At 57.7% G+C, this 16,268-nt stretch carries 22 protein-coding genes and 1 tRNA gene; 5 read left to right on the forward strand and 18 right to left on the reverse strand.

What is annotated here, in order from left to right; genetic code table 11:
* Window positions 1–31: 31 nt before the first annotated feature.
* The 7 genes from G482_RS19675 to G482_RS0111720 all read right to left on the reverse strand — a co-directional run bounded on the left by G482_RS19675 (window position 32) and on the right by G482_RS0111720 (window position 5,717).
* A complete protein-coding gene (locus G482_RS19675; protein ID WP_051258968.1) occupies window positions 32–757 on the reverse strand; it encodes an HvfC/BufC N-terminal domain-containing protein in 726 nt (241 codons plus the stop codon).
* Window positions 754–1,596 carry an MNIO family bufferin maturase gene (gene bufB / locus G482_RS0111695; protein ID WP_028450176.1) on the reverse strand — a complete coding sequence of 281 codons (843 nt, stop codon included), beginning with the start codon at window positions 1,594–1,596 and terminating at the stop codon, window positions 754–756. Before bufB ends, G482_RS19675 begins: the two co-directional genes overlap by 4 nt.
* Before the next feature lie 70 nt (window positions 1,597–1,666).
* The gene (locus G482_RS0111700; protein ID WP_028450177.1) at window positions 1,667–1,909 is read right to left on the reverse strand and encodes a BufA1 family periplasmic bufferin-type metallophore; all 243 of its coding nucleotides are present in this window, start codon (window positions 1,907–1,909) and stop codon (window positions 1,667–1,669) included.
* A 152-nt stretch (window positions 1,910–2,061) separates the two neighbouring features.
* Complete coding sequence (locus G482_RS0111705) at window positions 2,062–2,529, reverse strand: nuclear transport factor 2 family protein (protein WP_028450178.1); 468 nt, start codon at window positions 2,527–2,529, stop codon at window positions 2,062–2,064.
* A 47-nt stretch (window positions 2,530–2,576) separates the two neighbouring features.
* The gene (locus G482_RS0111710) at window positions 2,577–3,197 is read right to left on the reverse strand and encodes a glutathione S-transferase family protein (protein ID WP_028450179.1); all 621 of its coding nucleotides are present in this window, start codon (window positions 3,195–3,197) and stop codon (window positions 2,577–2,579) included.
* A 34-nt stretch (window positions 3,198–3,231) separates the two neighbouring features.
* Window positions 3,232–4,809, reverse strand: coding sequence for a 2Fe-2S iron-sulfur cluster-binding protein (locus G482_RS0111715; protein ID WP_028450180.1), 1,578 nt, complete (start codon window positions 4,807–4,809; stop codon window positions 3,232–3,234).
* A 212-nt stretch (window positions 4,810–5,021) separates the two neighbouring features.
* Window positions 5,022–5,717 carry a glutathione S-transferase family protein gene (locus tag G482_RS0111720; protein WP_028450181.1) on the reverse strand — a complete coding sequence of 232 codons (696 nt, stop codon included), beginning with the start codon at window positions 5,715–5,717 and terminating at the stop codon, window positions 5,022–5,024.
* A 77-nt stretch (window positions 5,718–5,794) separates the two neighbouring features.
* On the opposite strand from G482_RS0111720, the gene G482_RS0111725 reads away from it, so the two are divergent.
* Window positions 5,795–6,679, forward strand: coding sequence for a LysR family transcriptional regulator (locus G482_RS0111725; RefSeq protein WP_028450182.1), 885 nt, complete (start codon window positions 5,795–5,797; stop codon window positions 6,677–6,679).
* A 22-nt stretch (window positions 6,680–6,701) separates the two neighbouring features.
* Here the strand turns inward: G482_RS0111725 and G482_RS0111730 are convergent, their stop codons facing one another.
* The gene (locus G482_RS0111730; protein ID WP_034619530.1) at window positions 6,702–7,304 is read right to left on the reverse strand and encodes a TetR/AcrR family transcriptional regulator; all 603 of its coding nucleotides are present in this window, start codon (window positions 7,302–7,304) and stop codon (window positions 6,702–6,704) included.
* An 83-nt stretch (window positions 7,305–7,387) separates the two neighbouring features.
* On the opposite strand from G482_RS0111730, the gene G482_RS18470 reads away from it, so the two are divergent.
* Genes G482_RS18470 through G482_RS0111745 form a run of 3 tightly spaced genes read left to right on the forward strand, consistent with a single transcriptional unit; the run spans window position 7,388 to window position 9,349 of the window.
* Window positions 7,388–8,428, forward strand: a complete 1,041-nt coding sequence (locus G482_RS18470; RefSeq protein WP_084414646.1) for a zinc-dependent alcohol dehydrogenase family protein — start codon at window positions 7,388–7,390, stop codon at window positions 8,426–8,428.
* Window positions 8,429–8,454: 26 nt separating this feature from the next.
* Window positions 8,455–9,003: a carboxymuconolactone decarboxylase family protein gene (locus tag G482_RS0111740; protein WP_028450184.1), complete on the forward strand. Its 549-nt coding sequence runs from the start codon at window positions 8,455–8,457 to the stop codon at window positions 9,001–9,003.
* Between the two features lie 43 nt (window positions 9,004–9,046).
* Entirely contained in the window at window positions 9,047–9,349 is a 303-nt protein-coding gene (locus G482_RS0111745; protein WP_211227614.1) for a TfoX/Sxy family DNA transformation protein, read from the forward strand.
* Window positions 9,350–9,496: 147 nt separating this feature from the next.
* On the opposite strand, the gene G482_RS0111750 is transcribed toward G482_RS0111745, so the two are convergent.
* From G482_RS0111750 to G482_RS0111790, 9 genes are all read right to left on the reverse strand, one after another.
* Window positions 9,497–10,540 carry a hypothetical protein gene (locus G482_RS0111750; protein WP_156905396.1) on the reverse strand — a complete coding sequence of 348 codons (1,044 nt, stop codon included), beginning with the start codon at window positions 10,538–10,540 and terminating at the stop codon, window positions 9,497–9,499.
* Window positions 10,541–10,894: 354 nt separating this feature from the next.
* Window positions 10,895–11,317 carry a hypothetical protein gene (locus tag G482_RS0111755; RefSeq protein ID WP_034619676.1) on the reverse strand — a complete coding sequence of 141 codons (423 nt, stop codon included), beginning with the start codon at window positions 11,315–11,317 and terminating at the stop codon, window positions 10,895–10,897.
* 416 nt (window positions 11,318–11,733) lie between these two features.
* Window positions 11,734–12,174 carry a peroxiredoxin family protein gene (locus tag G482_RS0111760; RefSeq protein WP_034619533.1) on the reverse strand — a complete coding sequence of 147 codons (441 nt, stop codon included), beginning with the start codon at window positions 12,172–12,174 and terminating at the stop codon, window positions 11,734–11,736.
* A 9-nt stretch (window positions 12,175–12,183) separates the two neighbouring features.
* A complete protein-coding gene (locus G482_RS18480) occupies window positions 12,184–12,642 on the reverse strand; it encodes a DoxX family protein (RefSeq protein ID WP_051258996.1) in 459 nt (152 codons plus the stop codon).
* A gap of 128 nt (window positions 12,643–12,770) precedes the next feature.
* Window positions 12,771–13,019: a BufA1 family periplasmic bufferin-type metallophore gene (locus G482_RS0111770; protein ID WP_028450189.1), complete on the reverse strand. Its 249-nt coding sequence runs from the start codon at window positions 13,017–13,019 to the stop codon at window positions 12,771–12,773.
* Window positions 13,020–13,030: 11 nt separating this feature from the next.
* Window positions 13,031–13,429: a DUF302 domain-containing protein gene (locus G482_RS0111775; protein ID WP_028450190.1), complete on the reverse strand. Its 399-nt coding sequence runs from the start codon at window positions 13,427–13,429 to the stop codon at window positions 13,031–13,033.
* Window positions 13,422–13,694: a glutaredoxin 3 gene (gene grxC / locus G482_RS0111780; RefSeq protein ID WP_028450191.1), complete on the reverse strand. Its 273-nt coding sequence runs from the start codon at window positions 13,692–13,694 to the stop codon at window positions 13,422–13,424. Before grxC ends, G482_RS0111775 begins: the two co-directional genes overlap by 8 nt.
* Before the next feature lie 126 nt (window positions 13,695–13,820).
* Window positions 13,821–14,318, reverse strand: a complete 498-nt coding sequence (locus tag G482_RS0111785) for a YHS domain-containing (seleno)protein (protein WP_034619534.1) — start codon at window positions 14,316–14,318, stop codon at window positions 13,821–13,823.
* Between the two features lie 59 nt (window positions 14,319–14,377).
* Window positions 14,378–14,914, reverse strand: a complete 537-nt coding sequence (locus G482_RS0111790; RefSeq protein WP_028450193.1) for a carboxymuconolactone decarboxylase family protein — start codon at window positions 14,912–14,914, stop codon at window positions 14,378–14,380.
* Window positions 14,915–15,041: 127 nt separating this feature from the next.
* Between G482_RS0111790 and G482_RS0111795 the strand changes: the two genes are divergently transcribed.
* Window positions 15,042–15,941: a LysR family transcriptional regulator gene (locus G482_RS0111795; RefSeq protein WP_028450194.1), complete on the forward strand. Its 900-nt coding sequence runs from the start codon at window positions 15,042–15,044 to the stop codon at window positions 15,939–15,941.
* Between the two features lie 171 nt (window positions 15,942–16,112).
* On the opposite strand, the gene G482_RS0111800 is transcribed toward G482_RS0111795, so the two are convergent.
* Window positions 16,113–16,189 (reverse strand) — tRNA-Pro (locus tag G482_RS0111800).
* Window positions 16,190–16,268 lie beyond the last annotated feature (79 nt).

Below are 16,268 nucleotides of genomic sequence, written 5' to 3' on the forward strand. Positions count from 1 at the left end.
CTCGTTTAATCGATCGGCCGGCAAGGCCGCGCTAGGGCTCGGCCCGCAGCACCAGCCCTTGGGTAAACAGCAGGCTGATTATGGTCTGAATATCGCAATCTGGCTCGCACTGTAGCGCCCGCTCCAGCGCATCGCCTACTGTTTCGCCCGCCACCAGCGCCTGTAGCAAGGCCCACTGGCCAGTACTAATCGCTTGCCACTGGCGACGGCTAATTAATAATTGCTGCCCGCCGCGCCGCAAATCCGCGCTGGGGCCACCGGCATGCATGGCCAGAATATCGGCAATCGGCCAGTGTAGCGATTGCACCAACTGCAAGCTGGGGTGAAACACGAGCTGCAGACTGGCAAAATCGGCGGCGGCAAGCGCGGCCAATTCGGTCAGACCCAGCGTGGTGGCATCCGGCGCTAAATACGCGCGCCAGCGCGCCCAGTCGACCTGCGCCACGGCGGCCAGATACGGCAGCTCGGCGGCGGGGGCAAATTGGGCGATGAAATCGGCAAAATCTGCGCCCATGGCATGCAAATCGGCCGCGTGCGCAGGTGTTGCGTCGACATACTCGCGCGCCATGGCGGTAAAAAAATCTTCACCCACCAGCTGTGCCACATTGCTAAACACGCCCTGCAGCGCGGCAATGCGGTTAAGCCGGCAATTGGCCCGATAATGTCGCATCCGCGCAGCGTGCAATAGCCCTGCGCTCTGGGCCTGCGGGTCGAGCAGCAAGGCGCTAAAGGCGCTGATCGCTTGGGCGTAGCTCATACATACTCCCTTGCCGTATTGCCTGCCGATGCTTTTACTATTTGGTCTAGCGAGCAATACTCTGCATACAAACTCGCAAAGTCGCTCAGATTGGTATCGCGCTCCAGCAGCACGGGCTTGGCGCCCCAGCGCGCCAGCGCCTGCCGCAACAGCGCCAGCACTTCGGTACTCACCGGCGCGCCGTGGGTATCAATCGCCGTGCCTTCAAACCATTCAAAACCGGCCACATGAATTTCGTACACCGAGTCGCCGGCAATGTGTGCCAGCTCCGCTTCGGCGTTCAGCCCCAAATTGAGGGCATTGACATAAAAATTATTCAAATCCACCAATAGCCCACAGCCAGTGCGGCGCACCAGCTCGGCCATCAGCTCGGCTTCGGACAGCAGCTCATCGGCAAAGCCAACATAGGACGAGACGTTTTCCAGCAAAATCGGCCGCTGCAGCGTGTCTTGCACGATGCTAATGCGCTCGGCCAGATGTTCAATCACGCCCTCTACCCGTGGCACCGGCAGCAAATCATTAAAATAGCGCTCGGCGTGGCGATTCCAGGCCAGATGCTCGGACACCGCCGCCGGCTCAACGCGCGCCACCAGCTGTTGCAGCTGCGCCAGATGCTGCGCATCCAGCGGGCCCAAACTCCCCAGCCCTAGGCCAATGCCGTGCAGGCTGATCGGGTAATCCTGCCGCAGCTGGCACAGCGCGGCAATCGGCTCGCCACCACCGAAATAGTTTTCGCTGTGAACTTCCCACCATGCCACCGGTGGGCGCTGGGCTAAAACATCAGCGAGGTGCGGCGCGCGCAGGCCAAGGCCGGTGGTCAGCGGTAAAGTGCAATGCATAGTGACGGATACCTTATTGTTTGGGCTGCGGCGGCCAGCACAACGTGTGCGCTCGCCACCGCCAGCGGGCTTACATCGGTTTGAGCGTGCCCTTCATATCAACGCAGGTACCGGCAGCCACGTATTTCCACTCTTTGGCATCTTTATCGGTTTTGGCTTGGCCGGCGCAGGCATGGCCATTGGCTGCACAATCGTTTTTACCAGCCATGGCGATGCCGTAGCATTTTTCTTTGTCGGCGGCGACTACGGTGCCTGAAACGCCGGCAGCCAGTACGGCGGTTAATGCGCTAGTGAGGATAAGTTGTTTGTTCATGATGCACGATCTCCAAAGTGGTTTAAGCGATACCGTCAGCGGTATCTGCAACTTAGTCGGGCCAAAGGCTGGGGTCTGACAAACAAAATGCAGATTCTGGCCAAATATCTAATAAGGCATTGTTTTTAATTAAATTAAAACCTAAAACGCGCTCACAAACCCAGATCACTCAGGCCCGGATGATCATCAGGGCGGCGGCCTTGGGGCCAGTGAAACAGCCGCTCCTCTTCGCGAATCGGCAAGTCGTTAATGCTGGCAAAGCGGCGCTGCATCAGGCCTTGGGCATCGAATTCCCAGTTTTCATTGCCGTAAGAGCGAAACCATTGCCCGGCGGCATCGTGCCATTCGTAGGCAAAGCGCACGGCGATGCGGTTACCGTCAAAGGCCCACAGCTCTTTGATCAGCCGGTATTCGTGTTCGCGCTGCCATTTACGGCTTAAAAATTCGACAATCTGCGCGCGGCCGCGCGGAAACTCGTGGCGATTACGCCAAACGCTATCCTCGGTGTAGACCAGAGCAACGCGCTCAGGGTCGCGCGAATTCCAACCATCTTCGGCCAAGCGAACTTTTAAGGTGGCCGATTCCAAATCAAACGGCGGTAGTGGTGGGCGAGCTGACATGGTTTTACTCCAAAAATGGGTTGAATGGATTGATTGCTTGGTTAGGGCTAGGCAACTTGCTGCGCAATTCCGGGCATGACCACATAGCCGGGCAGCGCCTCGATGCGCGCTAGCCACTGGCAAACTGCGGGGTATTGCGCCAGAGGCACTTGCCCTTCGGGGCTGAGCGCGATATACGGGTAGAGGGCAATATCGGCGATCGTGATGTGCGGCGCGGCCAGCCACGGCTGTTGGCTCAGTGTGCTTTCCAGCACCGCCATTAATTGCGCGGTGAGGGTTTCAGCTTCGGCCACCGCCACAGTGCGGCCCCATTTATGCAAGAGCCGCAGCGCATTGGGCCCACGCGTCACTTCATTCGCGGCTGTCGCCAGCCAGGCCTGCACCTGCGCTTGGCCCACCGGATCATTCGGCAGCCAGAAGTCGGCCTGCTCGGCACCATACTGGCGGGCGAGGTAAACCAGAATCGCCTGACTATCGCGCAGTACTACATCACCATCGACCAGCACCGGCACTTGGCCAAGCGGATTTTTGGCCAGAAACTCGGGCGATTTATGCTCGCGCACGGCGCCATTCACGGCGATACTCTGATAGGGTATACCTAGCAAAGCCAACATCAGCCTAACCTTGTGGCAATTACCTGAGAGAGCGAATTCGTAGAGCTGGATCATGATGCTTTCCTTTTTCAAATCAAAATCAATCGTTTTATAAATCCAGCTCTAACCGCGCCGATTTCGCCCGCGACACGCAAATACACATCAGCCCGGCGCGCTCGCGCTCGTTGGCGTTCAGCGCGTGATCGCGATGCTCTACTTCGCCGGCCAGCACTTTCACCGCACAGGTGCCGCAATTGCCCACGCCGCAATCAGAGAGCGTATCCACGCCCGCCGCTTGCACCGCCGCCAACACGGTTTGATCGGCGGCGATTGGAATCACCCGTTGCGAGCGGCGCAGCAGCACTTCAAACGGCCGATTTTCGCCATGTGCTGCGGCAGCAAAGCGCTCGAAATGGATGTGCATGGGATCAATCTGCAATTGCGCGGCAGTATTGGTCACCGCATCAATTAATCCGCTAGGCCCGCAGACATACACCTCGGTGGTATCGGCCATTTGGCTCAGTAGCTGCGGCAGATTCAGCCGCGCGCCTTCGGCGCTGAAATACACGCTAATTTGTCCGGCCAGATCGCGCTGCAGCCGATCGCCATAGGCCATCTCGCGGCGGCTGCGCGCAGCGTAGTGCAATTCAAATCTACGGCCTTGCGCTTTGAGCTGTTGCGCCATCGCCTTGATCGGCGTAATGCCAATGCCGCCGGCAATCAGCAACACCGGCGCTGCGCTTTCGTTCAGCGCAAAATCGTTCTTTGGCTTGCTGCAATACAGCGTCATGCCCAGCTGATAATGCTGATGCACAAAGGCCGAGCCACCCGTGCCGTCGTCTTGGCGCAGCACGGCGATTTCGTAAATATCGCGGCGCGCGGGGTTGGAGGCGATCGAGTAATTGCGCACGCTCTGCTGGCCATTGGGCAGCTGCACCGGCACTTGCAGATGCGCGCCAGCCGTCACCGGCGGCAAGTCTTCACCTGCCGGATGGCGCAGCTCGTAAGCGCGCACCAGCGGCGTCAGCTGGCGCACGCCGCTGATGACTAATTCCAACTCACCGCTGCCCAAGCGCTCAAGCGGCGCGGCAGCTTGCGGCTTGGCGCGCAGCGCGGCCAGCTCGCTCTGCAAAGGGGCGATCAGTTGCTCGATATCGGCGTCGGTATAACGCGGCGTGATGTGCTGCGGGCAATTCCAATCCCACGCCTCAACCTTGATGACCATCGCGCGCTCGATGCGGGCACGGTAGGCGGGGCTTTCCAACGCGGCGATCAGCGCCGGATCATCGATTTCGTGCACGATGCGCACACGGCCCCAGATTTTGAGCCGGCGGCGGTTGGGGTAATCCATCAGGATGATGGAGATTTTGTCGTTGGCATTCAGATTACCCACCGACAAATACTGCACATTGCCGCGAAAATCGGCAAAGCCCAGCGTGTGTTCATCCAGCACTTTTAAAAACCCGGCGGGGCCGCCGCGATGTTGCACATAGGGCCAGCCGTTTTCGTTCACGGTGGCCATATAAAAGCTATCGCGCGCGGCGATAAACTCGGCCTCGCGCGGGGTGATTTCACTGCGGCTATCCTCGGCCAGCTCAAAACCCAGATTGCCCTCGCGGCTGTGATAACGGGTTTGCGCCGCTTTAACACTGTCGGTAAAGGTGATGGCGGCAAAGGCGCGTGGCATGGGGAGCCTCCTGAGGCGTTCCGGAATTGGATGGCCTCAGTATGGCGCGCCGCCGCAGGCAAGAGAATCGCCATGGCAATGAATTGATTATTCCTTCAAATGCAACAATCCCCGCCATGGCGCGGCAAAAATCGGGCATTCCCATCGCCGCCTGCAGGTATTGGGCTGGCCGCCACTCTACAAGCGCTCTACCGCCCGATACTGCCGCGGGTTTATAGACTGCAGCTGACCGCGGCGGGCTGTAGCAGCGTGCCGAGGAAGGAGTTGCGCTGCTGTAAAAACGCCAGCAGGCGCTGCGGATAATCAGCCACCACCGCTTGCTGCACCGAGGGCCGCTGCGCCAACGCGCGCCGCCAAGCCTCGATCTGCGGCCATGGCGCCAGCGACAGATGCGCACGCAGCGGCGCTATCGCCTCAAAAGCATCGTAATAGCGAAACACCGGCGCAAACACCGCATCCACCAGCGTGAATTCAGCCCCGGCAAAATACGGCCCGTCGCTCAGCGCGGCCTCAACTTGCGCCCATTTTTGCGCAAGCTGCTGGGCTTTGAGCTGCAAACTGGCTTCGTCCGGCGCCGAATACACCCCGGCGATGTCATTCAAAATCGCCGAGCCCAGCTCCATCCAGCCACGGTGGCGGGCGCGCGCTAAAGGGTCGGCCGGGTGCAGCGGCGGCGCGTGGGTTTCATCCAGATATTCGCAAATCACCGCCGATTCAAAAATCGCCGTCTCGCCCACTTGCAACACCGGTACTTTGCCCAGTGGCGAAATGGCCAGAAACCAATCCGGCTTGTTGGCCAGATCGATATTTTTGCGGGTAAATGGCACGCCTTTTTCTAGCAGCACAATGGCTGCGCGCTGTACAAAAGGGCAGAGCAAATGGCTGACCAAGGTAATCGGTTGCGACATGCGGATTTCCTCCTGTGTTTAATATGCGCTAGTCTAGCCTTGCCCATTTGCAATAAACATACGCAGGATTGCACAGCATGCATGCAAAAACGCAATACCATCTTGGTAGTCAGGATCTGGAATTTTTGCTGGCGGTAAGCCGTGGCGGCACTTTGGCCGCGGCAGCCGAGCGGCTGGGCGTGGATGCCTCGACGGTGTATCGCAGTATTCAGCGGCTGGAACTGGGGCTGGGGCAGCGTTTATTCGAGCGCAGCAAAGCGGGCTATTTGCCGACCGAGCTTGCGCAAACGCTGGCCCAGCACGCCGAGCAAATGGAAATCGCGCTCGAATCCGCCCGCTCGGCCGCGCAACTGCAGCCCGAAGATGTGGCCGGCAGCGTGCGCATCACCACCACCGATTCGATTTTGCATGGGCTGGTGGCCCCCGAGCTCGATATCCTCGCCCGCCACCACCCGCAGCTGAGTTTTGATTTGCACACCGGCAATGAGCTGGCTAACTTAACCCGGCGCGACGCCGATATTGCCATTCGCGCTACCCGCAAGCCGCCGCAACATCTGGTGGGCAAGCATCTGGGTAGCATAAGCGTAGCGCTGTTTGCCGCGCCGCACAGCCCGTGGGCCGACCTGCCCGCGGCCATCGCCCAGCAGGCGCCGTGGATCGCGCCCGACGACGCCCTGCCCGATCACCCCACCGTGCTCTGGCGCAAAAAACACTACCCGAAAATCACACCACGCTATCGGGTCAACAGCATTTTAACGGTGGTGGAATTAATCGAACGTGGCATGGGCGTGGGCATGGTGCCGCTGTTTCTGGCCGCCACGCGCCCCAATCTACGCCCGCTCACTGGTGCGCTGGACGAATGCGCCACCGATTTGTGGCTACTAACCCACCCCGAATCGCGCCACCTGCGCCGCGTGGCCACGGTGTTTAGCCATTTGGCGCAGCATATTCAATTGCGCTAAGCGCCCCCTCGACTTCGCCGCCCTACACTGGCCAAGCCTGCATGGCCAGATCGACCATCTTCTGTAAATCCGCGCAGCTAGCGCCATCAATGGCCTGCACAGACATGCCCTGAATCACTCCGGCATAAAAGCCGGCCAGTGCCTGCGTATCGATCTGGGCGGGTAGCTCGCCGGCGGCCTGCCCTTGCTGTAGGCACGCCAGCATCATCGCGCGGGTGGAGCGGCGATGCTCGGCGGTCAGCTCGCCGATGGCTGCATTGGCTTCGGCGCAGCGCAGCACTCCGCTGGCAATCGGGCAGCCGGGCGGGTGATCGGAGGCGGTAAATTGCACCGCCGCGCCGCGCAACATGGCCTCTAGCCCTTCCCGCGCGCAGGGGGCGGCGGCCAGCAAAGCGCCGATACGCTCGTATTGCTGCGCGAGATACAGATCAAGCGCTTCGCGGTACAGCGCCGGTTTGGATTCAAACGCGGCATACAGGCTGGGCGCATTGATACCCAGCGTGCTGGTGAGGTCGCTCAGCGAGGTGCCTTCATAGCCTTTAGCCCAGAACAAATGCAGTGCTAATTCAAGCGCATGGGTGCGATCGAAGGCCCGCGGGCGGCCGCGCGTTTTCTTTATTTCCATATTGATCACTACAAAATTTATTGACGCCGTCATCTTAGCCTGATTATATTGTGTATCATTCACTACACAAAAGGAATTAGCCGATGTCAGCCTCACAGACTTCCAGCAGCCACTATCAGCTGCAGCGCCAGCCCGCTGGTTTTCAGTTGCAGCGCGTCGCCAGACCGCTTCCAACCTTGGCCGCCGATCAGGTGTTGATTCAGGTCGGCGCGGTTAGCCTGAATTACCGCGATTTGCTGATCTTGCGCAATGCTGGCCAAGATACGGTGGATGGGCAGATTCCGCTTTCGGATGCGGCCGGCACGGTCATTGCCGTGGGCAGCCAGGTGCAGCGCTGGCAAGTGGGCGATCGGGTTGCGCCCAACTTTTTCGCCCGCTGGTTTCAGGGCAAATATCAGGCCCAGCATTATTTGCAAGGTGCGCTGGGCGGCGCGCAGACGCCGGGAGTATTGGCCGAGCATATTGTGGCGAGCGAAAACGCGATTGTGGCCATCCCCGCTCATCTATCGCTGGCGCAAGCGGCCACCCTGCCCTGCGCAGCCGTCACCGCCTGGCAGGCGCTGTTTGCACGCGGCCAGCTGCAGGCGGGCGAAACGGTGCTGATTCAGGGTACCGGCGGCGTGGCGCTGTTTGCCCTGCAACTGGCGGTGGCGCAAGGCGCCAAAGTCATCATCACCTCGTCGTCCGATGACAAACTGGCGCGCGCCAAAGCGCTGGGCGCCTGGCACACCATCAACTATCGCCAGCAAGCCAACTGGGATGACATCGCGCTGGCCCTCACTGACGGTATCGGCGTTGATCATGTGCTAGAGCTAGGCGGCCCCGACACATACGCGCGCTCGATTCATGCGCTGGCCTCTGGCGGGCAGATTCACCAGATCGGCGTGCTCACCGGCTTTGGCTCCACGCCCAATTTATGGCCACTGCAAGCCAAAAACGCGCAGATCAACGGCATTTTGGTCGGCTCGGTGGCGCACTTTACCGCGCTCAATGCCTTTTTGAGCCAACACCAGATTATCCCGGTAATTGACCGGCAGTTTGCCTATGCCGAGGCCAGCGCGGCGTATGACTACCTCGCCAGCGCCCAGCATTTCGGCAAAGTCGTTATCAATGTTCAGCCCTAAACCCCACACCCCATCAAGGAATAAGCATGACCCCATTTCAACTACACACCATCGCCACCGCCCCGGCCGGCAGCCAGAGCTTGCTGCAAGCAGCGCAGACCAATTACGGCTTTGTGCCCAATTTATTCGCCCATATGGCCGAATCGCCCGCGCTATTGGAAGGCTATCTGGCGCTCACGCAGATTTTTAACCACACCAACTTAAGCGAAACCGAAAAACAGATCATTATGATGACGGCCAACCGGCTCAATCGCTGCGACTACTGCATGGCCGCGCACACCACCATCGCCAAAGCCGCCGTGCCCGCCGAGGTGATCGCCGCGCTGCGCAACAACACGCCAATTGCCGATGCCAAACTCGAAGCCTTGCGCCAATTCACCAGCCAAGTTGTCGAAAGCCGCGGCTGGCCCACCGCGCAGGAAGTCGCCAGCTTCATCGCCGCCGGCTACAGCCAGCAAACGGTGTTCGAGGTGATATTGGGGACTAGCCTGAAAATCTTGTCCAACTACACCACCAGCGTGGCTGATACGCCGTTAGACGCAGTCTTTGCCGCCGACCGCTGGCCGTCCGCCTAAGCCGGGCATCGATAGCCAGATCGCCCCGATCATGGCTATCCTTGTGCAACCCACCGTAAGCGAAACCGCCACCATGCCGAGCGTAGATCAACTCAAAGGCCTCGGGCCAAAAAGCCGCGCCATGCTGGCGCAAATCGGCATCACCAGCGCCGCGCAAGTGCGCGCTGCCGATGCCTTTGCGCTATATGCCCAGCTGCAACAAGTGGTGCCCAATCTATCGCTGAATATGCTGTATGCCCTGATCGGCGCGCAGGAAGACCTACCGTGGCAGCAAATCAAACACGAGCGCAAAACTGAAATACTGCTGCGGCTGGATGATCTGGGGCTGGCACCCAAGCGCAAATAAGCCCAATAAAGGGTATAGCCCTGCGGGGCAATTAATACCTATTCTTCAGCCATATACCGCTCAAACAGCCGCCGATAAGCTGGCACCCAAAGTCGCGGCACGGCCACGATTTCGGGATTATCATCGCGACCCTCGCGCCCCCTGCGGCTAAGCCGTTTGCGTCGCGGGTGCTTGGGCATAGCCTTGTGGCAGATGGCCGAGCAAATCGGCAAATTGCCCGATCAGGCGCTGGTTTTTTTCCGCCAGCGCGCCCTGCCCCAGCGCCGGTGCGCGGCTGGCATCCACCTCATAATTATTCGCGCGAAAAATCTGCGCAAATTGTGCATCCGCCAGATCGCGCGCATAGGGGCGCGTATGCAGCGACAGCGCCGCAATCGCCTGGATCGAGTTGGCGCGGCTAAAGCGGGCAAAGCCGCGAAAGCGAAAGGTTTCATCCACATGCCGATCGCTATGCGCAATCAGCGCATCCATAATCGCGTACGGCAGCTGCGCCCAAGCGCCGCGCGGCAAAATCACGCTAAAGGCCAGCTCGGCAAATTCGGGCAAATCGCCCTCCAGCTGCCGCGCCAGCGGCGCCGGGCCCAGCTGTAAATCCAGCAACACCCGCTCGCCGGCGAGATCCACCTGTTGCAACAGCGTAATCCGGCGCTGGGCAAAGCGCAGCGCCGCCAGCTCGGCCGTCAGCCCAGCTGCGGGCTTAGTGGCGGGCTGTAACCCACTTCGCTGCTGCGCCAGCAGCGGTAAATCATGGTGATTGCTAAACGCCGCGCTGGTTTGGCCAGCCGCATTGCGCACCGTCAGTAGCTCGCGCACCTCATGCTCACGCGCTTTTTTTATCGCCAGAAAAGCGGTTTGGATGATTTCCGATGTGGGGGTATCGGCATCTATACGCCATTTTCTGCCGTACACCAGCTTATACGCCCGTAGTGTATTGCTGCGATCATAATTCTCGCGCCCAATCAGCCCCACTTGCAGATACACCCCGCCAGCATCTTGCCCGGCAAACAGCGGCGTGTGCGCATCAAAATCAATCTGCGCCAGCAAGGCCGATACACTCTGCAGCGTGTGCTGATAGCGCAAATAATGCTGCGCCACCCAGCGCTGGCCATTGGGCAAAGTCAGCAGCGGCGCCAGCGGCATCACCCGCTCGCCGGGGCAATGGGGAACAAGGTTGAAAGTATGTAAGCTCATCGCGGCAATCATCCAAAACAATGACGCCATTGTGATTGAGCACGATTTAAAGAAGAATCATCAGTCCATGCAATTGATTATTGCAAATTTAGAAACACAAAACCGCAAAAAAGCCCGTGAGAACGGGCTGGGGGGCGCATCGCTAGCCGGGGTGCGCGACAGCTTGGGTTATTTAATGCGCGAGGGCGGCTGGCGACCCAGAGCGGAAAGCTGTCTTCAGGGGGAATCGTGGGCGTGCTAACCATTCTGCGGTTAAATCGCACATCCGCAGACTCCGAGAATATCAGTCGATGAGCCACTTCATATATGAAAACACCCTTTAAAATAGCAAAAGCAGGTAGTTTTCGAAGTAAATTAGTTGTTTTGTATTTTGCTGTTAAATTTCCCAAGATAGACCAGTGATTCGGTACTTACAGGCTCTCTTAGCTGCTTGTCATTCAATGGCGCTCGCCGATCTCCATATATGGCTTCAGAACCAATTATTATGTAATGACTATATTTTTCAGAAAGACACTTTGCTAGGATTGATTTTTCAGATTCGCTCTGAATAAGGTCATTTAAATAAGACAAGTCGGTCACTAACTCAACAAAATCAGAATCCATATAAAACCCTAGTTCTTGCTTAAGTGGCCAAATAGGGTTTCTGCGCTCCCAAGCCTCGTAATCGCTATCACAAGTATCAGCTGAGGGCTCCGGTTCCCAATGTTCAAAAGCAAACTTTTGAGCATCCTTTTCATTCTTAAAAGTTCCAGCGAATAGATGGAATGAATAAAGCATTAACTCTAACCTTGAAATGTAATATTCGATATTCGCATTCATTTGGGCTTGTCAAAATACGGAAGAATTCTCTTAAATGCGAACTTAATGCACAAACAACTGTGATTTTAGTGACTGGCAATGGCCGAAATCCGTCACCCGATGAACAGCAGCGATTGTAATCGCTCTTCCTAGCCAGGCCCAGATTTATGCCAATCAGCCAGCATGTTTGATCAGGCACGATGAGTGCCTTCACCTCATCCCCACAGCCATACATGCCCCATGTATTCATCCGTAAGCCAATTATCAATTTACTCAGGGCGATATACCCTTGCAAAGCCGCTTCACCCTCACCACGGCTAGCCAGCCCGGCGTTGGCCGCGTTTGCTATGGATTTTGCAGTGAGGTCCAGATGTCATCCCAATCGGCATCTTTGATTACGCCTTCGCGCTTGAGGGTGATGTCGCCGTTTTTGCCGAGCACAAAGACGGTGGAATCGCTTTGCATTTCGCCAAATTGATCTTGCTGCGCGGGGTCAAAGCGCCATAGCAGCGGAAACTGCGCATCTTTGGGCTGGTGGCGCGCACTAGCTCGGCGTAGCTGCGAAAGAGTTCGGGTTTGCGATCCAGCCCCACACCAATCACCTGAAAACGGCTATTTTTATTGGCCTGATAAAACTCGCGAATCAGTTTGAAGTTGTAAACGCAGGTATTGCAGCCGGCTTTAAAAAACACCAGCAGCACGGTTTGATCTTTGCTGCGCAGTTGCGCCAGATTAACCGCCTGCCCGGTCAGCACATCCCGCCCCTGCAGCTGCGGGGCGGCGTAGGCGCTGGCGCAGGCCAGCCATAGGCAGCAAGCAAGCCAGAGATTTTTCATCATCACTCCTTATTGATTGGCGCTAGCGCTGGGTAGCCACAGCCGCTCAAGCGCCCAGCGTTGCACCGGCACGGCCAGCAACACCAGCAGCAGCAAGCCCCATTCGAGGTGATCTTGCAGCGCGGTGGGAATGTCTTTGAGCACGTGGTAATACGACAGCACCGCCACCAGATTCAGGCCAAACAGCCCCAGCGCCGACAGCCGGGTCAACACGCCCAGCACCAGCAATACCGGCAGCACCAGCTCGCCCACCGTGCCACCAATGGCCGCCAGCTGCGGCGAGAGCAATGGCACGTGGTATTCGTCGGTGAACAGCAGCAGCGTGGTCTCCCAATCGGCGATTTTGGTCTGGCCAGACATAAAAAACACCTTGGCCAGATACAGCCGCAGCAGTAAATCGACCACCGGGGCGAGATGATTGAAGGGTGTGGCCGCGCTAAGGCGGGCGAAGTAAGGGCTAGCGAACATGGTCGTTTCCTTGTGATGGGTTTCAATTAGTCGGCGCGGGGCGCCAAATCTGACAGGCTGGGCAAAAAAATCCCCTTGCTGGGCAAACAAGGGGGCAAACGGAGGAGAGATCGATAGCCAGCTGCGGGCTACTTGGGCGTGAGCGAGCCTTGCAGACGCAGGCATGAGCCTTTGGCGACGAGCTTCCACTCTTTGCCATCGCGGTCTTGCTTGGCCATGCCGGCGCAAGAGTGGCCATTGGCGGCGCAATCGTTGCCGCCCGCTTTGGCCACACCAAAGCATTTTTCTTTATTGGGGTCGGCAGCCAGGCTCGGCTGGCTGGCCAGCGCCAGCACCGCGGTCATGGCACTGGCGAGAATCAGGTGTTTGCGATCCATTCTATTCATCCTTATTGAATGCTGTGGCTGAGCAAGGTATGCAGGCCACGCAGCGGGTTTAATAATCCGTCGTCAAATCCATGCCGCAGTTGCAAATAATCGGGCTGATTCAGGTGCACCCACACCTGCGCGTGGCAGTCTTGGCTCACCAAGGCTTTCAGCGGTAAATCCAGCCCCGTGCTGGCGGCTGAATTCATCAGCGCCGTACCGATTTTGGGGTGACCAAAAATCAATAACTGCATCGGGGTCAATTGCAATTGATATTGCTGCGCCTGCGCCTGATGATCGATCTGGGCAAAAATCGTCGCCCCTTTGCTCTGAATCGCTGCACTTAAGCGGGCGATGGTTTCGCTAAAGTCATAGGCCGAGGCGATTTTGTCGATGCCAAAGGCGTTCGGTTCTTCACACATCGGCCACCCCGGCTTGCGCCAACCAGACTGGCAATTGGCCTGATTGATCTAGCGCGAGCAGATCGGTAAACCCACCTACATGGCGCTCACCAATAAAAATCTGCGGAACCGAGCGACGCGCGCTGCGCGCTACCATGGTGGTAAATTCATCCGGATTTTGATCTACCAAAATCTTGTTCACCGCCAGGCCTTTGCGCGCCAACAGGTTTTCGGCTTGCACACAAAATGGGCAGCTACGGGTGCTGTAGAGGGTAATGGTCGACATCTGGCTTTCCTTGCGCTTTGCCCACGGCCGCCGGGGCAAGGGCCGCGGCACCATGGCGTGATTGATAGGGTATATCGCTGTATTGCATATAATTTAATGGCTACAGCAACATACCCATAGTGGTTATTACAGTTCTTTGGGGGCTTTATCTTTGATGCTTGGCCATTCCATATTGGCTTTCTTCAGATTGCCGGTCACGTCTTCCAGCCATTTTTTCTGTACTTCTTTATTCACATTCAGGTACAGCTTGCCATCGACCACTTTCCAGGCTTGCGGATCACCATCCAGCTTTTTATCCAGCGCCACGCCCATTGCGCAGAAGCCGCCAAATTGCGGCGCAAAGCGCGCTGGGTTGGCATTGAATTTGTCGCGATTGGCTTTGCTGGCGAAGTGATAAGTCACGCCATCGTGCTGCGCGCTGTAGGCCGCGTTGCCCAGCGTGGGTGCTTTGGCGGTGAAATACGCCACCGGGTCGTAGCCTTTCAGGCCGACGCCTTGGGCATCGACATTAATCGCGGCGGTCGAGTTTTCGTCGAAGGCCATGGCAGTGCTTGGTACGGCCGCCAAGAAGGCGAAGCCCGACATCAAAGTAGCGGCGATCAGGGTTTTGCGAAGGTTCAACATGGGATAGTCCTTTTCAATAAGAAGTAGTGAGTGTGGGTACAACGGGGTGCAGCAAACGTTTAAGCCAAAGTCACTTTCGGGAAATCGATTTCCACGCGGCTGGCTTTGCCCAAGATATTGGTCAGCAAATTCATACCAACGTGAGTAATGATTTCGACGATATCGGCATCGGTAAAACCGGCGTTACGCGCTTCGATCAGCTCGGCGGTGGTGATTTCGCCTTTGTGCTCGGCCAGCGAACGCGCCAGTTTGACGGCAATGGCGGCTTTGGCGTCTTGGCTAGAGCCGGCGCGGTTGGCGGCGATCTCATCGCCATTCAGGCCAGCGCCTTTACCAATCGCGGTGTGCGCCGACAAGCAGTATTCGCACGAGTTTTGCTGCGCCAGAGCCAGGGCGATCCGCTCGCGGGTTTGCAGATCCAGGCTGCCTTCTTTGGCAATGCCGTGCAGGCCGAGGAAGGCGCGCAGTGCCGCAGGTGAATTGGCAAACACTTTCAAAAAGTTCGGCACAATCCCCAGCTGGGCGTGGATCGCATCAAACAGCGCTTGTTGTTCGGCAGTAGCGGTTTCGGTAGTGATGACGGTAATCCGGCTCATGATGTTTTTCCTTGTGGTTTGAAGAACTTCGCTCGGTGTTGAGCGAATGACTGCATTGTGCCGATCTCCACTTGAAAGAAGAATCCATATGCCAGACAATAGATTGTTGCTAAAAATGGAATAAATCATGGATCGTTTTCATCAGATGAGCGTGTATGTGGCCGTCGCGGAAACCGAGAGCTTTGCCGCCGCCGCGCGCAAGCTGGGCATGTCGCCCCCGGCGGTGACGCGTGCGGTAGCAGCGCTGGAAGACGATCTGGGCGTGAAATTACTTAACCGCACTACGCGCTATGTGCGCGTCACCGATGCGGGCCAGCGCTATCTGGATGATGCGCGGCGGATTTTGGCCGAGGTGCAAGAAGCCGACGAAGTGGCCGCCGGCATTAACGCCGAACCGCGCGGGCATCTGACCATCACCGCGCCGGTGCTGTTTGGCCAGCTGTATGTGATGCCGCAGGTGGTGAAGTTTTTGCAGCGCTACCCCGATGTGGATGTATCGGCGATGTTTCTCGATCGGGTGGTGAATATGCTGGAAGAAGGGGTGGATGTGGGTATCCGCATCGGCGCCTTGCCCGACAGTACCATGCGGGCAATACGGGTGGGCCAAGTGCGCCGCGTGCTGTGCGCCTCACCCGACTACTTGGCGCAATATGGTATTCCGCAAACCCCGCAAGATTTGCTGCAGCACCAGATCGTGGCAGCCAGCAGCATTAGCCCCACGGTGGAATGGAAATTTGGTGAAGATGAACACAGCAAAGTCGTACGCATCAAACCACGCATCACTGTCACCAGCAACGACGGCGCAATCTCGGCGGTACGCAATGGCGCGGGGATTACGCGCCTGATTTCCTATCAGGTGGCCGCGCATTTACAGAGTGGCGAGCTGAAAACGGTGCTAAGCGACTACGAAGCCAAGCCCCTGCCCATCCACATCGTCCACCGCGAAGGCCGCCACGGCTCAGCCAAAATCCGCGCCTTTGTGGATTTTATGGCGCAAGCGCTAAGGGAAAATGGGGCGCTGAATTGAGGCGGAGTGAATCAGTTGCCATTATTTGCATGGCGGGCTAGGGGCTCAGAGTAAAGGTCACTTTGTCCCAAGCGCAGCATTTTGTATAAGCCGATGGATAAGCCAACAGGCGTTCGGCCTAGAAATGCAACAAGGGCCTACCACCTCACGATGATAAGCCCTTGTTTTTATTGGTCGGAATAGCGGGATTCGAACTCGCGACCCCTTGCACCCCATGCAAGTGCGCTACCAGGCTGCGCCATATTCCGATGCATTGAATTTTAACAGCAACCGCGAGGTGACTCAAGCCTTGGCGGGGCTTGGCGGAGAGGATTGGGGTTAGTGGTG

Source organism: Chitinibacter tainanensis DSM 15459 (assembly GCF_000429785.1).
Classification (GTDB): Bacteria; Pseudomonadota; Gammaproteobacteria; order Burkholderiales; family Chitinibacteraceae; genus Chitinibacter; species Chitinibacter tainanensis.

What these genes read in the sequence shown, in the direction of transcription:
- G482_RS19675 (WP_051258968.1), bottom strand. Translation starts at nt 757, where the DNA reads ATGAGCTACGCCCAAGCGATCAGCGCCTTTAGCGCCTTGCTGCTCGAC.
- G482_RS0111790 (WP_028450193.1), bottom strand. Translation starts at nt 14,914, where the DNA reads ATGAGCCGGATTACCGTCATCACTACCGAAACCGCTACTGCCGAACAA.
- G482_RS0111775 (WP_028450190.1), bottom strand. Translation starts at nt 13,429, where the DNA reads ATGTGTGAAGAACCGAACGCCTTTGGCATCGACAAAATCGCCTCGGCC.
- G482_RS0111750 (WP_156905396.1), bottom strand. Translation starts at nt 10,540, where the DNA reads ATGAGCTTACATACTTTCAACCTTGTTCCCCATTGCCCCGGCGAGCGG.
- G482_RS0111740 (WP_028450184.1), top strand. Translation starts at nt 8,455, where the DNA reads ATGACCCCATTTCAACTACACACCATCGCCACCGCCCCGGCCGGCAGC.
- G482_RS0111700 (WP_028450177.1), bottom strand. Translation starts at nt 1,909, where the DNA reads ATGAACAAACAACTTATCCTCACTAGCGCATTAACCGCCGTACTGGCT.
- G482_RS0111710 (WP_028450179.1), bottom strand. Translation starts at nt 3,197, where the DNA reads ATGATCCAGCTCTACGAATTCGCTCTCTCAGGTAATTGCCACAAGGTT.
- G482_RS18480 (WP_051258996.1), bottom strand. Translation starts at nt 12,642, where the DNA reads ATGTTCGCTAGCCCTTACTTCGCCCGCCTTAGCGCGGCCACACCCTTC.
- G482_RS0111720 (WP_028450181.1), bottom strand. Translation starts at nt 5,717, where the DNA reads ATGTCGCAACCGATTACCTTGGTCAGCCATTTGCTCTGCCCTTTTGTA.
- G482_RS0111725 (WP_028450182.1), top strand. Translation starts at nt 5,795, where the DNA reads ATGCATGCAAAAACGCAATACCATCTTGGTAGTCAGGATCTGGAATTT.
- G482_RS0111705 (WP_028450178.1), bottom strand. Translation starts at nt 2,529, where the DNA reads ATGTCAGCTCGCCCACCACTACCGCCGTTTGATTTGGAATCGGCCACC.
- G482_RS18470 (WP_084414646.1), top strand. Translation starts at nt 7,388, where the DNA reads ATGTCAGCCTCACAGACTTCCAGCAGCCACTATCAGCTGCAGCGCCAG.
- G482_RS0111730 (WP_034619530.1), bottom strand. Translation starts at nt 7,304, where the DNA reads ATGGAAATAAAGAAAACGCGCGGCCGCCCGCGGGCCTTCGATCGCACC.
- bufB (WP_028450176.1), bottom strand. Translation starts at nt 1,596, where the DNA reads ATGCATTGCACTTTACCGCTGACCACCGGCCTTGGCCTGCGCGCGCCG.
- G482_RS0111755 (WP_034619676.1), bottom strand. Translation starts at nt 11,317, where the DNA reads ATGCTTTATTCATTCCATCTATTCGCTGGAACTTTTAAGAATGAAAAG.
- G482_RS0111770 (WP_028450189.1), bottom strand. Translation starts at nt 13,019, where the DNA reads ATGGATCGCAAACACCTGATTCTCGCCAGTGCCATGACCGCGGTGCTG.
- G482_RS0111760 (WP_034619533.1), bottom strand. Translation starts at nt 12,174, where the DNA reads ATGAAAAATCTCTGGCTTGCTTGCTGCCTATGGCTGGCCTGCGCCAGC.
- grxC (WP_028450191.1), bottom strand. Translation starts at nt 13,694, where the DNA reads ATGTCGACCATTACCCTCTACAGCACCCGTAGCTGCCCATTTTGTGTG.
- G482_RS0111795 (WP_028450194.1), top strand. Translation starts at nt 15,042, where the DNA reads ATGGATCGTTTTCATCAGATGAGCGTGTATGTGGCCGTCGCGGAAACC.
- G482_RS0111785 (WP_034619534.1), bottom strand. Translation starts at nt 14,318, where the DNA reads ATGTTGAACCTTCGCAAAACCCTGATCGCCGCTACTTTGATGTCGGGC.
- G482_RS0111715 (WP_028450180.1), bottom strand. Translation starts at nt 4,809, where the DNA reads ATGCCACGCGCCTTTGCCGCCATCACCTTTACCGACAGTGTTAAAGCG.